Below are 13500 nucleotides of genomic sequence, written 5' to 3'. Positions count from 1 at the left end.
TCAACGCAGCGACCGCCGAATTCCTCTGAACCATCAATGCTGGTCCACCAGGGCCATGAAGGACTTGGTGTCCATCACGAGCAGGGGATCGATCGGGCCGATCGCATCGACATTCTTGCCGGCGTAGTCAAGCCGATGCAGCACCGTGCGGATGAGGTTGAGCCGTCCCCGGCGCTTGTCATTGGAGCGCACCACCATCCAAGGGGCGTGGGGCACATCGGTATGCTCGAACATAGCGTCTCGCGCCCCGCTATAGGCTTCCCAGCGTCCCAAAGCTTCGATGTCGATCGGCGAGAGCTTCCAGACCTTGAGCGGATCGTGACGCCGGTCGTGAAAGCGCTTGAGCTGCATTTCCCGGCCGATCGAGAGCCAGAACTTGAACAGATGGATGCCGTCATCGGTGATGCGGCGCTCAAATTCGGGGGCTTCCTGGAGGAAGTGCTCCACTTGCTTGGGCGTGGCATAGCCCATTACCCGTTCGACCCCCGCCCGGTTGTACCAGGAGCGGTCGAACAGCACGGTTTCGCCACCCGCTGGCATCCATTCCACATAACGCTGGAAGTACCACTGCGTCCTTTCCCGATCATTGGGCTTGGGCAGTGCCGCAATCAGATTGTGTCGGGGGTTGAGATTGGAAAGATAAGTCTTGATCGTGCCGCCTTTGCCCGCCGCGTCGCGTCCCTCGAACACCAGCATGACGCGCTCGGCCGTGGTCAGCAGATGAGCCTGCAGCAGCACCAATTGCTTTTGGAGTTCATACATCTCCGCCTCGTAGATCTCGAGGTCGAGCTTGTCGGCATAAGGGTAACCACCCGAGCGCATCGCGTTCTTCTTGATCGCTTCTGGCAGTTTGGGATTGTCGATATCGAAGTCGTCGAATGGATCGCTCAATCTTGTCGCTCCGCTGTCACGTGGACCGTGTTATAGAGATTATTTAGCACGCAAGAGCCGCCAAACTTGGGCGGTCGGTACTCCAAAGCCAATGGACGACGCCAACATTCCTCAAACTGTTCTTTCAGCTGGCACAGTGGCCGCGCCGAAATTACCTGTGCCCGCTATTCTGCTGGTGGTCGTGGCGGGCGTGCTGCTGGCCCTGGTAACCTGGTGCGGGTTGACCTGGTGGGGCGCCTGTTTAGGTTTTGCCGTGCTGGCGGCAACCATTCTTTGTCTCCCCATCGCGGCGCGACCGACGGATTTGATAACAGCCCCAAGCGTTGCATTGGCTGCGCAAGCCGCGGAAGACGACGCTGCTGTAGCCGCCTTTGCCGATGCGCTGGTCGACCCCTGCCTGGTTCTCGATGCACGCGCGACCTTGGTTCACGCCAATGGCGCTGCGCAGCGCCGCTTTCCAGCGATTTCCGTGGGCAAGCGATTGACCCTGGCCCTGCGTAACCCCGAACTGGTGCAGGCGGTTGAAGCGGCGCAACGGACCGGCCGTGCTCAAACCGTCGAGATTCACGAGACGTTGCCCTCCGAGACCTGGGACAAAGTGGTGATTGCGCCCCTGCTGCGCGCCGGCGAGCACTCCCAGCAACTGATCATGACGGTGCAGAGCCTGACTGAACTCAAGCGCGTCGATGCCATGCGCAGCGACTTCATTGCCAATGCCAGCCATGAATTGCGCACGCCCCTGGCATCGCTGCTGGGCTTCATCGACACCCTGCTTGGCCCGGCGGCCAATGATCCGGCTGCGCGCGAGCGGTTCCTTGGCATCATGCGCGGCCAGGCCGATCGCATGAGCAAGCTGGTCGATGATCTCTTGTCGCTGTCGCGCATCGAGATGCACCAGCATATACGGCCCACGGCGACGATCGAGCTTGCCGGCCTCCTGCGCGAAGTCCGCGATGGACTGCAAACCCAGGCCGAAGCGGCCGGGCTCGACATCGTCCTCAGCCTGCCCGAAGGACCGGCCCAAACCATTGGCGATCGCGGTCAGCTCTACGAAGTGTTCGAGAACCTCATCGATAATGCGCTGAAATACGGCTCGGGCGGTAAAACGGTGGAGGTCGTGCTGCAGCCCGCCAACAAGCTTGGCTTTGCCCATATGGTCAGCGTTGTGGATCATGGGCCCGGCGTCCCGCCCGAGCATGTGCCGCGCCTGACCGAGCGCTTTTATCGCATCGATGCCGAAACCAGCCGCAAGCGGAAGGGCACCGGGCTTGGCCTGGCGATCGTCAAGCACATCGTCAGCCGCCATCGCGGACAACTCAGCATCCGCAGCGAATTGGGCCAAGGCATGCGGGTAGACGTGCTGCTGCCCTGACACCTGGCATGGTGTGAGGTCTATCCGCCTGAAATCGGGGCAGGGGCTAGGTTCTGGCAAAGAAGGATTGGGGCTGGGCCCCTGAGAGGCTGCGGGTTAACAGCCTCAACCGCGCGCCCAATCCTTATCACCGGGCGCGGGCGCCGTTGCGCCCGCCGTCGCGACGCTGTTCAGCGGCGCTTCTTGTCGATCTGGTGGTAGGCGCGGCGAGAATGGAACTCGCAATAGGGGCCGCTTTCCTGGGCGTGGCCGCCGCAGAAGTAGAAATCCTTGGCCAGTGGGTCGCCGATTGGCCACTTGCAGGTCTGCTCGCTCAACTGCAGCAGGCTGAGGCGCTTGTCTTCGGGGATGAAGATTTCAGCCGCCGCGGGCGCCACATAAAGCTGGCTTTCCATTTCCGGGCTCACCGCCAATGCGGTAGCGCCGATGGACTGGGGCCGGGTCGCCATCTGGCGCGGCTTGGAGGAAGCTGCCGCGGCCGTCATCGGGCTCGACGATCCAGTGGAAGGGGAAGACATTCGGCGCGGTGCCGGGCGGGGGGCTGGCCGTGAGCGGGCCGCCGTGTTGGTGGGCTTGGCGCGGGCCGACAGCTTGAGCCGGTGCACCTTACCGATCACCGCATTGCGGGTGACCCCTTCACCCAGTTCGCCAGCGATCTGGCTGGCGCTCAAACCTTCCATCCAAAGCTTCTTCAAGAGCTCCACGCGGTCGTCTGTCCAGCCTTGTGGCTGTGTCTCCGAAACCATTGTCAAAGCAGAATCCTTCATTGTCCCGCCAGAAGCTCCGGCAGTCGTGGTCGTCTACACTTCGTATGTCTAGCGGGTCCGCCACACGAGATATCGTGCTCCCGATAGGTCAGAGAGTACGCTATCGGCGGAATCGGGATCAAGAGTCCCCAGCCACTTTCCCCGGAAAATGAATGGTTAAGAAGGGGTAAAGAAAGCTTGAGTCAAATCAGGCACTTGCCGGCGGCCACATTGACTTTGGCGCGCGAAACGGCTCAATTGCCCGCGCGACGCGCTGCAGATTATGGCGCGTTTTTGATTTTTCGGGGACGTAGTTGCAGAATTGCTGCGCTCCCGCCCATTGCTCGCCGACCAAGAAGGATTCAAACACCATGTCTGCGCTCTACGGCACCTATGCCCGCTCCGGTCTCGCCTTTGAGCGAGGCGAAGGCATGCGCCTGTATGACCAGAACGGCGTGGCCTATCTTGATTTCCATTCCGGCATCGCGGTCAATGCGCTGGGCTATGGCGATCCCCATCTAGTGGAAACGCTCAAGTCAGCGGCAGAGAAGGTGTGGCACACCTCCAATGTGTTCACTATTCCCGAGCAGGAGCGGCTGGGTCAACGGCTGGTTGAGGCCACATTCGCGGACTCAGTGTTCTTCACCAATTCGGGCGCCGAGGCCCTCGAATGCGCGATCAAGACCGCGCGGCATTACTTCTGGGCCAAGGGCGAAACCGATCGCTATGAGATCATCGCCTTTACCGGCTCTTTCCACGGCCGGACCCTGGGCACCATCGCCGCTGGCGGCAATCCCAACTATCTCGAAGGCTTCGGCCCGCCGGTCCCTGGCTTCAAGCACACCGCTCCCGGTGATCTGGCGGCGGTGGAAGCGCTGATCACGCCGCAGACCTGCGCCATTCTCATCGAGACGGTTCAAGGCGAAGGCGGCGTGTCTGCCATGACCCCCGAGTTCATGCAGGGCCTGCGCCGGCTGTGCGATGAGCACGGTATGCTGCTCGTGCTCGACGAAGTGCAGTGCGGCTATGGCCGCACCGGCCGGTTCTTTGCCTTTGAGTGGAGCAACATTACGCCCGACATCGTGGCCGTAGCCAAGGCAATTGGCGGCGGCTTTCCGCTCGGCGCTTGTCTTGCCAAGGGTGATGTCGCGGCTTCCATGGTGCCTGGCACCCATGGCTCCACCTATGGCGGCAATCCCCTCGCCACGGCGGTGGGCAATGCCGTGCTCGACCGTATCCTTGAGCCCGGCTTCATCGAGAATGTCGACCAGATGGGCCAGCGCCTCGCCTGGCATCTGCAGCAACTGGCGCAACGCTTTCCCGACCAGGTCCTGGAACTGCGCGGCAAGGGCCTCCTCGCCGGCATCAAGATCACCCCCCCGGTGCGCGACTTCGTCGAGCGCCTCCGGAGCGATCACCAGTTGCTAGCCATCGGCGCCGGCGAGAATGTGCTGCGCCTCCTGCCGCCTCTGATCGTGACCGAGGCCGATATCGAAGAAGCGGTGGGCAAGATCGCTGCCGCCCTCGAGGCCATCCAGGCAGAAACGAACTGATCGCTGCATCGCAGCCAAGAACAACCGGACCCAGCTAACATGACCGGCGACACTAGACACTTTCTCAATATCGACGACTTCACCTATGGCGAGCTGCGCGGCATGCTCAACGCCGCCGTTTCCCTTAAGGACCGACTCAAGCAGGGCGATCGCCCCCAGCTCCTCAAGGACAAGGTGCTGGCCATGATCTTCGAGCGCCAATCTACCCGCACCCGCGTGTCCTTCGATGTCGGCATGCGCCAACTCGGGGGCGAAACCCTGATGCTTTCGGGCCAGGAAATGCAGCTGTCGCGCGAAGAAACGCTACAGGACACTGCGCGGGTGATGAGCCGCTATGTCGACGCCATCATGATCCGCATCCTGTCCCATGCCGATCTGGTGGAACTGGCCGAAGGCTCGAGCGTACCCGTGATCAACGGTCTGACGCGCCGCGCTCACCCCTGCCAGATCATGGCTGACCTCATGACCTTTGAAGAGCATCGCGGTCCCATCAAGGGCGCCAAGATCGCCTGGGTGGGCGACAGCAACAATGTGCTCCATTCATGGGTCAACGCCGCCGAACTGTTTGAATGCGAGCTGACCATCGCGGTGCCCGACGAGTATTGGCCCGAAAAAGACTTGATGGAAGACATCAAGAAGGCCGGTTCCTGGGTCAATCTCATCGAGGATCCCCGCGAGGCCGTAGCAGGCGCCGATCTGGTGATCACCGATACCTGGGTTTCCATGGGCGATACCGATGCTGCCGAGCGCCGCCGGGTCTTGAAACCTTACCGCGTGGACACCAATTTGATGGCGCAGGCAGACAAGAACGCCTTGTTCATGCACTGCCTGCCTGCCCACCGCGGCGACGAAGTGACCGACGACGTGATCGACGGTCCGCAGTCAGTTGTGTGGGACGAGGCTGAAAATCGCCTCCACGCGCAAAAAGCCATTCTGTGCTGGGCCTTCGGGGTCGAAACGAACTGAAATCGTGCTGCCGGCCGGGCCGGATTATGCGCAAAGCACTGTTCCGGTTCTCCATTGAGAACTGAGTTGCCGACCCGGAGGGTTGGTGGCGGTGACAACAGTGACCGGTTCGGGTTGACTGTCCTGGGTTTCCAGCCATGCGAAAGTTTAAGCCAATGACGGACACTGCTGCCACTGAGAACCTGATGTCATCCCTGGGGCTGGACCGGCCCGAAACCGGGGACGACGCCGTGGTGCCATTTACGCTCGACAAGCTCGACACCCGTGGTCGATCCGTGCGCCTGGGGGATGCTCTCGACACTATCTTGTCGCGCCACGCCTATCCGGCCCCGGTCGCCCGCCTCCTGGGTGAAGCGGTGGTGCTGGCAGCACTGATTGGCTCCTCGCTGAAGTTCGAGGGTCGCTTCATCATGCAGACCCAAACCGATGGCCCGGTGAACCTGATTGTTGTCGATTTCGATGCGCCTGACGGCCTGCGTGGCTATGCGCGCTTTGACCGCGAGGCCCTCACCAAGGCCGCCGAAGAAGGCAAGCTTCAGCCCGGCCAGTTGCTGGGTCACGGCCATCTTGCCATGACCATCGACCAGGGCCCGCATACCGAGCGCTATCAGGGCATTGTTGCACTCGACGGCAACTCGCTCGAGGAAGTGGCGCATACCTACTTCATGCAATCCGAGCAGATCCCCACCATGGTGCGCCTGGCGGTGGCTGAATTCACGCGCAAGGGCGATCACCGCCCACATTGGCGCGCCGGCGGCATGCTGATCCAGCATCTGCCCGAAACCGGCATGTCGGTGATGGCTGACCTGCCGGGCGATGGCAATTGGGACAATCCAGAGACTGCCGATCCTGACTTCGAGGAGCCGGACGGCTGGAACGAAGCCAAGACGTTGCTGACGACCCTTGAAGACGTGGAGCTGGCTGATCCTGATCTTTCGCCCGAGCGGCTGCTGTTCCGACTTTACCATGAAACCGGAGTGCGGGTGTTCTCCCCGCTGCCCATGGTCGAGCGCTGCACCTGTTCTGCCGATCGCATCGAGGACATGCTGGCCAATAGTTTCTCCTCCGAGGAGCGTCAGGAGATGGCAGTAGACGGTGAGATCGAAGTGGTTTGTGAGTTCTGCTCGACCGCCTATCGCTTCAATCCGCACCAGTTTGACGCCAAGCACTAAGTATCCTTGAAGTATTTGGCTATTGCCGTCGCCCCTCGAGGGGTGGCGGCATTTTGCTGCGTAAACCTTTTTACGCAGATGCAGCTTGCGTTGCTTTGCTCCTGTGCCAGTATAAACCCCTAGGGGCTGGGGCGGCGACCGAGATGTCCGATGCTGTGGAACTGATCGGGCAGGTGCTCGGCAATGCCTGTTTAGATGCGAGCATGGCCCGGGCCATTCTCGAAACGGCGCTGGAGCGAGAGGTTGATCCGCTGCATTATTGCGCCACGGTGCTGGGCGTCAGCGACGCCGCGCTTATGGAGCGTGCCGCCGCGTGGATAGGGCTGGCCTTTTACCCCAAGGTGCCAAGCCATCTTGAAGGTCAGTTGCAACCGTTGCGCCTGGAGGCTCTCCGGGACGTCCGGCTGGTACGCCTCAAGGTGCTGGACCGAGATGTGGCGTTCTGCGCCCCCGATTTCCTGGGGCTTTTACGCCTCAAAGCCGCGCTGCGGCAGCATCCCGAACTAGCCCGTTATTTATGTCTCGTCCCTGAGCGTAGCTTGCGCAGCTACCTCGTGCGTGGTGCGGGCAGGGCGCTGATCGACAGCGCGCGGCAGAACCTGAGCCGGCGCTGGCCGCGTGCGGCAGCCCAGCTGGAGCTGACCGCCGGTGCGCGCTCTGCCTTCGTGCTGGGTGTCGTGATGCTGGTGGCCTTAGTGCTGATGGCGCCCTATGTCAGTCAGCTCTACTTGTTGCCGTTCGCCATCCTGATGCTGGTGGTTCCCGCCTGGTGCGGATCGCTGCCCTTGCAGTAACGCCCCACGAGGCACCCCAATCAAGCGAACGAGGCAATGACGCCGATCTGCCGGTTTATTCCGTGCTGATCCCGCTCCGCGATGAGGCCGCAATGGTGCCGCAACTTGCCGAGGCGATGACTGCGCTCAACTATCCACCCGACAAGCTCGATATCATCTTCGTCGTGGAGGCCAGTTCGACCACAACTGTGGAGGCAGTGCAGGCCCAACTGCACCACCCCCAGTTTTCCCTCGTTGCCGTGCCTGACGCGGCGCCGCGGACCAAGCCAAAGGCGCTCGATTTCGCCCTCCCCCTGTGCCGGGGGGAGTTTGTGGTGATCTTTGACGCCGAGGATACGCCTCATCCCGACCAGCTCTGGCGCGTCGCCCACCGCTTCCGCGATGCACCGCAGCTGCAATGCGTGCAAGCGCGGCTGGTGATCGACAATGGCACCGAGAACTGGCTGACGGCACTGTTTGCCGGCGAGTATGCGGGACTATTTACCGTTGTGTTGCCGGCGCTCTCGCGCTGGGGTCTGCCGATGCCACTGGGTGGCACCTCCAACCACTTTCGAGTTGATACCCTCCGAAGCATGGGCGGCTGGGACGCGTTCAATGTCACGGAGGATGCCGATCTCGGCATGCGGCTGGCGCGACTGCATCACGCGGTGGAAACCATCGATATCGGCACCGTTGAAGAAGCTCCCACACAGTTGGGCACCTGGATGGCTCAGCGCTCGCGTTGGATGAAAGGCTGGATGCAGACCTTCATCGTCCACAATCGCGATCCGAGACTCTTGCTGCGCCATGCCGGCCTTGGCCGAACGCTCGCCTTCGAGCTCATGATCCTGAGCATGATCATCGCGCCCCTCCTGCATGTGGGCCTGCTCGCAACCCTCCTCGCGCGTCGGCTGCTGGGGGTTTCGCCTTGGGCGAGCGGCTGGGATTTTTGGTCCCTGCTTTATCTGGGGATCTTCGCGCTCGGTTATGGCAGTGCGGTCGCGACCACTTGGGCGGGCTTGCGCCGCCTCGAGCGCGACGACCTGGTGCTGGTCCAACTCTTGTTGCCGTTCTACTGGCTCTTGTCGGCCGCCGCGACCTTGCGCGCTCTGCACGAACTAACCAATAGGCCATTCCATTGGAGTAAGACCAGGCATCGCCCGGTCTCCCGTAACCGGTTGCGGCTCCCGGCGCCGGCACGAACCGGTTGGCAGTTGTTCGCGGGTCGGTAATGGAGCAATGCGCCTGGCGCATATCTCGGGTTGAAGGGGTGCCAAATACGGCGGTTTAGCTGGGAAAGAGCTGGTAGGGCTGATCCTCGCGCATGGCTGGAATGCCCCTTTGGCTCTGGTACATCGGGCCCCTCGGGACCATCTTGAGGTCATGAAAGCGGCCCGGCGATGTGTCGGGCTTGAACGAGGACCCGATCATGAGCACCCTGCGCAGCAAGAATTTGTTTGCGACCCTTGGCACCATCGCCGACGTCTTTGGCAGCGCTGCTGCCGCAGCGGCGGCAGTCGAGGCAGGACGTCAGCCCAAGGCCCGGCACCTTCGTACGCTCGGCATCGATGAGGCCGCTTTCCGTTCTGTCGGCAAGTTCTAACCCGCAAGGGTCAGGGGCGCGCCTCCCTCCCGCGACCCGATGAATTGCCTGAGAACGTTGAAAAGCCCGGACGACCTTTGGTTGTCCGGGCTTTTTTGTTTGGCACTCTGTGCCGGTTAGTCCTCGTCGCTCGCTAGCTGGCTCAGCATCTGCCCGCGCCCGCGCCAGCGCAGATAAAAGGGCAGGGCGACTGCCAACAAGGCCACGACATAAAGCGTTATCGCGATGGGGGAGTGGAACAGCACCAGGGGATCCCCTTGGCTGATTGCCAATGCGCGCCGCAATTGCTGTTCCGCCATCGGCCCCAAGATGAGCCCGACCACCACGGGTGCGATCGGATAGCCAAAACGCCGCAGCAGATAGCCGAGGATCCCGAACGCCAATAACAGCAGCAACTCGAATGAATAGCTGATTGGCCCTAGCCGCCCGGAAATGCCGCCATTGGCGCCGAGCGTTCCGAGCGTCGCAAATACCAAAATTCCACCATAGAGCCAGGGCTTGGGAATGGTCAGCAGCCGCACCCACACGCCGATCAGCGGCAGGTTCAGCACGATCAACATGAAATTGGCGACGAGGAGGCTCGCGATCAGCGCCCATACCAGCGACGCATTGTTGGTGAACAGGAGGGGCCCTGGCTGCAGCCCGAACTGCTGAAAACCAGCCAGCATGATCGCGGCCGTCGCGGTGGTCGGCAACCCGAGCGTCAGCAGGGGAACGAGTGTGCCCGCGGCCGAGGCGTTGTTCGCCGCTTCTGGCCCGGCCACGCCTTCGATCGCGCCTTGGCCGAACTCTTCGGGCCGCTTGGCAAAGCTCTTTTCCGCGCTATAGGACAAAAAGCTCGCGACATCCGCCCCGCCGGCCGGCATGGCGCCTATGGGAAAGCCGATTGCGGTGCCGCGCAGCCACGGGATCCAGCTGCGCTTCCAGTCCTCCTTGGTCATCCAGACCGAACCTTTGACCGCGAGCACCTCTTCGTTCACCTGCGAGCGATCCGATGCGATCTTGAGGGTTTCGCCAATGGCGAACAAAGCCACGGCGAGCGTGGTCACCTCAATGCCGTCCAGGAGGTCGGGGATGCCGAAGGCGAGACGCGATTGCCCGGTCTGCAGGTCAATGCCGATCACCCCGAGCCCCAGGCCGATAAACAGCGCCGTCAGCCCCCGCAGCGCGCTGTCGCCAAAGGCCGCTGAGACAGTGATGAAGGCCAGCACCATCAGCGCGAAATACTCCGCTGGGCCGAAAGCCAGCGCAAATTTCACCACCCAGGGGGCGACAAAGGCCAGCGCCAATGTCGCGATCAGCCCCGCCACAAACGAGCCGATGGCGGCCGTTGCCAGCGCCGGCCCGCCGCGCCCCTTGCGCGCCATCTTGTTGCCCTCGAGCGCGGTGACGATCGAGGCACTTTCGCCAGGGGTGTTGAGGAGGATCGACGTGGTCGAGCCGCCATACATGCCGCCATAATAAATGCCGGCAAACATGATCAGCGATCCCGCAGGATCGAGCTTGTAGGTCACCGGCAGCAGCAGTGCGACGGTCAGCGCGGGGCCAATCCCTGGCAACACGCCCACAGCGGTGCCCAGCGTCACGCCAATCAGTGCATAAAGCAGGTTCTGCCACTGCAATGCGGCCAGCAGGCCCTCACCCAAAAGACCAAAAGTATCCATTACATCAGCTCTCGATCAGGGGATAAGGCGTTCCAGCGGCCCGGCAGGCAGCGACAACTGCAAGCCTTTGGCAAAGATGAACCAGACGATAAAGGCAAAGACGATGCCGATCGGGATGGTCTTCCAGAGTGGGCCGCGCCCGAATGCCTGGGCGGTGAAGGCAAACAGCACGCCGGTGGCGATGGAGAAACCCACGGTGGTCAGCAACAGCAGCTGCGCCACAAGGCCGCCAACGATCCAAAGGATCGGCACGTAATTGTCGCGGTCGCGCGCAGGAAACTTGCCCCGCATGGCCTCAACCAGTGTCCCGGCTGAAAGCAGCAGCAGTCCACCGGCAATTACATAAGGGAACACGGTCGGTCCGACCTTGGCCTGAATGGGCGGGACGCGCATCTGGCTGGTCTGCCAGATGATCACCGCCGCAATCGCCGCAAGGACCGCCGCTATGACAAGCGCCGCCCCATCGGGGCGGCGCGAGAGATTGGGTTCGCCAGAGGTCATTGCACCAGGCCGATGTCTTTCAGGATGGCCTCGGTCGCTGCCGTATCGGCGGCAAGCTGGGCTGCGAACTCGTCACCGGCGAGATAGGTGTCGACCCAGCCCTTAGTTTCAAGCGTGGTCTTCCAGCTTTGCGAGTTCACCATCTTTTCGATGTCGGCGGTGATGGAGGCCTTCTGCTCGTCGGTGATACCGGGAGCGGCAGCAACCATGCGCCAGTTCTGCAGCGCCATGTCGATACCGGCTTCGCGCAGGGTTGGCGCATCTACGCCCGGGATGCGTTCGTCGCTCGATACAGCCAGCAGCCGCAATTCGCCAGCCGCGATCTGCGAAGCAAATTCGCTGTAGCCCGAAATGCCGACCGTGACCTGTCCGCCGAGGAGGGCTGCGAGAGCCTCGCCACCGCCGGAATAAGCGATGTAGTTGACGGCAGTCGGATCCACGCCCACGGTCTTGGCGATCAGCCCTGCCGTGATGTGATCGGCACCGCCCGCCGAGCCGCCGGCCCAGGACACCGAGCCCGGATCGGCCTTGAGCTTGGCAACCAGGTCATCCATGGTTTGCAAGTCCGATGCTGCCGGTACCACCACCACGACGGCCTCGCCGGTAAGGCGGGCAATGGGCGTCACCTGTTCCAAGGTCACAGGAGATGCATTGGTGAGAATGGCGCCGACCATCACATAGCCGCCCACGATCAGGGCGTTGGGATTGCCGGTCGACTGGTTGACAAACTGCGCCAGCCCGATCGTGCCACCGGCGCCGGGAACATTGGTGACCTGCACATTGCCCGAAATCCCGTCGGACTGCAGCGCTTCCTGCATGGCGCGCGCGGTCTGGTCCCAGCCACCGCCTGGGGCCGCGGGCGCCATGATGGTGTAATCGGCAGCAAAAGCTGGCACCGCAAGTGCGCCGGTGATCAGCGCAGCAAAAACCAGTTTGTTCATAAGTCCTCCAAAACAGAAAATCGGAACGTCCTTGCCTCATGCCTGCATGATGCCGCGTTCCGGTGCCGGACAGTTGCCGGCGTGCCTCCAATAGCGCATTTTCGGGCCTCGCGCGCAATTGCCATTCTGAGCGAGAAGGCCGCTTCCAACCCGCGCTAGCGTGCGTCTCCATAAAATGCCGACGGTCCGGCAAAATCGTGGTTGCGCACGATCTGTGCCGTGGTCAACGCAATCTTGCCGGCGCCCGCCGCCGAGGGCTCGATGGCATTGGCATAATCGCCGCGAGCATCGAAGAGCACACGTAGGTCGATCACGGGCCAGCGGCGTCGAACCGCTTCGCGCGTGATGACGTCGTTGAGGAGGCCCAGCGCCAGATTGGACATGCGACGCTGCACGGGGTCATCAAACTGAACATCGTAGATGGTACACAGCGCGATCGGCAGCTTCAGGCCGGCCGCGGTGTCGAGCATTGCTCGATAGCCCTTCGCAAAGCCATCCCGCACCGGCTCGATCTTGCTCAAGGCCTGTGCAACCGATGTGGCCCGCTCCAGCAGCACGCCCGTATGGCGCAGCGCACCATTGCCGCCCGCGCTGACCACCAGATGCGTGGCACCACGGGGAACGCGGGCAAGTTGCTCAATTGTGCCCGCGATCAGTGCCCCATCGCGGGCCAGAAGACTGACTTGCGCGCTCGAGCCCACTTCCTGTTGCAGCTGCTCCAGCACGGAGCCCCCGGGTTCCACATAAGCGCCGTTGTCAAGGATCGAGTCGCCAAGCAAGACCAGGTGCATGGTGGTTTTTATGCCGCGTGAGGTTGATCTATCCTCACCGACGCCACAGAGCGCCTTCCGTTCCCCGCGGTAAATGCGTATCAAGAGCATGTTCGCGACCAAGGACAACTCGGCTCAACGCTTCGCTGATCGCGGGGAATTGATTCCGGTTATAGCCGGGAGCCAATGTGGCTCTGGCGAGTTGAGTCTGCGCCAAAATGGAGGTTACTTGTGAACAGGAACGTAATAATCGGCATCATCGTCGTAGTCGTGGTGGTTATCATCGCGCTCTTCCTGATGAATAATTCCGGCACCAATACCGGAACGACGACCACTCCGGCCGAAACCACGGCACCTGCCGCACCGGCAACGACCACTACCCCTGCAGCACCCACGACCACGACCCCGGCTGCACCAGCAACTACCCCTGCCGCTCCCGCCACGCCATAATGGCACGCGGCTGACTCAAGCAAGGACCGCTTCGGGCTTGTGCCCTGAAGCGGTTCGTTCGCGTCGGTATATCTATTCGGGTTAGGATTATGCAGGTG

At 62.0% G+C, this 13500-nt stretch carries 15 protein-coding genes; 8 read left to right on the top strand and 7 right to left on the bottom strand.

Features of this window, described 5'->3' with window-relative positions; all coding sequences use genetic code 11:
- Window positions 1–33: 33 nt before the first annotated feature.
- Entirely contained in the window at window positions 34–891 is an 858-nt protein-coding gene (ppk2, locus tag AC3YOG_RS01210) for a polyphosphate kinase 2 (protein ID WP_489933764.1), read from the bottom strand.
- 157 nt (window positions 892–1048) lie between these two features.
- On the opposite strand from ppk2, the gene AC3YOG_RS01205 reads away from it, so the two are divergent.
- Window positions 1049–2263: an ATP-binding protein gene (locus AC3YOG_RS01205; protein ID WP_489933763.1), complete on the top strand. Its 1215-nt coding sequence runs from the start codon at window positions 1049–1051 to the stop codon at window positions 2261–2263.
- A 170-nt stretch (window positions 2264–2433) separates the two neighbouring features.
- Here the strand turns inward: AC3YOG_RS01205 and AC3YOG_RS01200 are convergent, their stop codons facing one another.
- Together AC3YOG_RS01200 and AC3YOG_RS01195 are read right to left on the bottom strand one after the other, a co-directional pair.
- Window positions 2434–3009, bottom strand: coding sequence for a GcrA family cell cycle regulator (locus AC3YOG_RS01200; protein WP_489933762.1), 576 nt, complete (start codon window positions 3007–3009; stop codon window positions 2434–2436).
- A gap of 208 nt (window positions 3010–3217) precedes the next feature.
- Window positions 3218–3382, bottom strand: a complete 165-nt coding sequence (locus AC3YOG_RS01195) for a hypothetical protein (RefSeq protein ID WP_489933761.1) — start codon at window positions 3380–3382, stop codon at window positions 3218–3220.
- On the opposite strand from AC3YOG_RS01195, the gene AC3YOG_RS01190 reads away from it, so the two are divergent.
- The 6 genes from AC3YOG_RS01190 (at window position 3381) to AC3YOG_RS01165 (ending at window position 9076) form a co-directional block, all read left to right on the top strand.
- Window positions 3381–4562 (top strand): aspartate aminotransferase family protein, encoded by a 1182-nt coding sequence (locus AC3YOG_RS01190; protein ID WP_489933760.1) that lies wholly within the window; start codon window positions 3381–3383, stop codon window positions 4560–4562. The two genes, AC3YOG_RS01195 and AC3YOG_RS01190, sit on opposite strands and share 2 nt — an antisense overlap.
- Before the next feature lie 39 nt (window positions 4563–4601).
- Window positions 4602–5528 (top strand): ornithine carbamoyltransferase, encoded by a 927-nt coding sequence (argF, locus tag AC3YOG_RS01185; RefSeq protein WP_172122440.1) that lies wholly within the window; start codon window positions 4602–4604, stop codon window positions 5526–5528.
- Between the two features lie 185 nt (window positions 5529–5713).
- On the top strand, window positions 5714–6700 hold the full coding sequence (locus AC3YOG_RS01180) for an Hsp33 family molecular chaperone (RefSeq protein WP_248305311.1): 987 nt from the start codon (window positions 5714–5716) through the stop codon (window positions 6698–6700).
- 143 nt (window positions 6701–6843) lie between these two features.
- Window positions 6844–7494: a hypothetical protein gene (locus AC3YOG_RS01175; RefSeq protein WP_489933759.1), complete on the top strand. Its 651-nt coding sequence runs from the start codon at window positions 6844–6846 to the stop codon at window positions 7492–7494.
- Window positions 7470–8705 carry a glycosyltransferase family 2 protein gene (locus tag AC3YOG_RS01170; RefSeq protein WP_489933758.1) on the top strand — a complete coding sequence of 412 codons (1236 nt, stop codon included), beginning with the start codon at window positions 7470–7472 and terminating at the stop codon, window positions 8703–8705. The genes AC3YOG_RS01175 and AC3YOG_RS01170 overlap by 25 nt, the downstream gene beginning before the upstream one ends.
- Before the next feature lie 197 nt (window positions 8706–8902).
- Window positions 8903–9076: a hypothetical protein gene (locus AC3YOG_RS01165; RefSeq protein WP_164854717.1), complete on the top strand. Its 174-nt coding sequence runs from the start codon at window positions 8903–8905 to the stop codon at window positions 9074–9076.
- 116 nt (window positions 9077–9192) lie between these two features.
- On the opposite strand, the gene AC3YOG_RS01160 is transcribed toward AC3YOG_RS01165, so the two are convergent.
- The 4 genes from AC3YOG_RS01160 to AC3YOG_RS01145 all read right to left on the bottom strand — a co-directional run bounded on the left by AC3YOG_RS01160 (window position 9193) and on the right by AC3YOG_RS01145 (window position 12973).
- On the bottom strand, window positions 9193–10740 hold the full coding sequence (locus AC3YOG_RS01160; protein WP_489933757.1) for a tripartite tricarboxylate transporter permease: 1548 nt from the start codon (window positions 10738–10740) through the stop codon (window positions 9193–9195).
- A 15-nt stretch (window positions 10741–10755) separates the two neighbouring features.
- On the bottom strand, window positions 10756–11241 hold the full coding sequence (locus tag AC3YOG_RS01155) for a tripartite tricarboxylate transporter TctB family protein (RefSeq protein WP_489933756.1): 486 nt from the start codon (window positions 11239–11241) through the stop codon (window positions 10756–10758).
- Window positions 11238–12182, bottom strand: coding sequence for a Bug family tripartite tricarboxylate transporter substrate binding protein (locus AC3YOG_RS01150; protein WP_172122444.1), 945 nt, complete (start codon window positions 12180–12182; stop codon window positions 11238–11240). Before AC3YOG_RS01150 ends, AC3YOG_RS01155 begins: the two co-directional genes overlap by 4 nt.
- A 155-nt stretch (window positions 12183–12337) precedes the next feature.
- Window positions 12338–12973, bottom strand: coding sequence for an SGNH/GDSL hydrolase family protein (locus tag AC3YOG_RS01145; protein ID WP_489933755.1), 636 nt, complete (start codon window positions 12971–12973; stop codon window positions 12338–12340).
- Between the two features lie 210 nt (window positions 12974–13183).
- On the opposite strand from AC3YOG_RS01145, the gene AC3YOG_RS01140 reads away from it, so the two are divergent.
- Window positions 13184–13402 (top strand): hypothetical protein, encoded by a 219-nt coding sequence (locus AC3YOG_RS01140; protein ID WP_127752029.1) that lies wholly within the window; start codon window positions 13184–13186, stop codon window positions 13400–13402.
- The last annotated feature ends 98 nt before the right edge of the window (window positions 13403–13500 follow it).

Source organism: Devosia sp. Z6_126 (assembly GCF_058133495.1).
This window is presented reverse-complemented; position numbering and strand designations above follow the sequence as displayed.

Coding starts and splice junctions, on each gene's coding strand:
- AC3YOG_RS01180 (WP_248305311.1), top strand. CDS start 5,714: ATGTCATCCCTGGGGCTGGACCGGCCCGAAACCGGGGACGACGCCGTG.
- AC3YOG_RS01195 (WP_489933761.1), bottom strand. CDS start 3,382: ATGGTGTTTGAATCCTTCTTGGTCGGCGAGCAATGGGCGGGAGCGCAG.
- argF (WP_172122440.1), top strand. CDS start 4,602: ATGACCGGCGACACTAGACACTTTCTCAATATCGACGACTTCACCTAT.
- AC3YOG_RS01145 (WP_489933755.1), bottom strand. CDS start 12,973: ATGCACCTGGTCTTGCTTGGCGACTCGATCCTTGACAACGGCGCTTAT.
- AC3YOG_RS01155 (WP_489933756.1), bottom strand. CDS start 11,241: ATGACCTCTGGCGAACCCAATCTCTCGCGCCGCCCCGATGGGGCGGCG.
- AC3YOG_RS01165 (WP_164854717.1), top strand. CDS start 8,903: ATGAGCACCCTGCGCAGCAAGAATTTGTTTGCGACCCTTGGCACCATC.
- AC3YOG_RS01190 (WP_489933760.1), top strand. CDS start 3,381: ATGTCTGCGCTCTACGGCACCTATGCCCGCTCCGGTCTCGCCTTTGAG.
- AC3YOG_RS01150 (WP_172122444.1), bottom strand. CDS start 12,182: ATGAACAAACTGGTTTTTGCTGCGCTGATCACCGGCGCACTTGCGGTG.
- AC3YOG_RS01175 (WP_489933759.1), top strand. CDS start 6,844: ATGTCCGATGCTGTGGAACTGATCGGGCAGGTGCTCGGCAATGCCTGT.
- AC3YOG_RS01200 (WP_489933762.1), bottom strand. CDS start 3,009: ATGGTTTCGGAGACACAGCCACAAGGCTGGACAGACGACCGCGTGGAG.
- AC3YOG_RS01160 (WP_489933757.1), bottom strand. CDS start 10,740: ATGGATACTTTTGGTCTTTTGGGTGAGGGCCTGCTGGCCGCATTGCAG.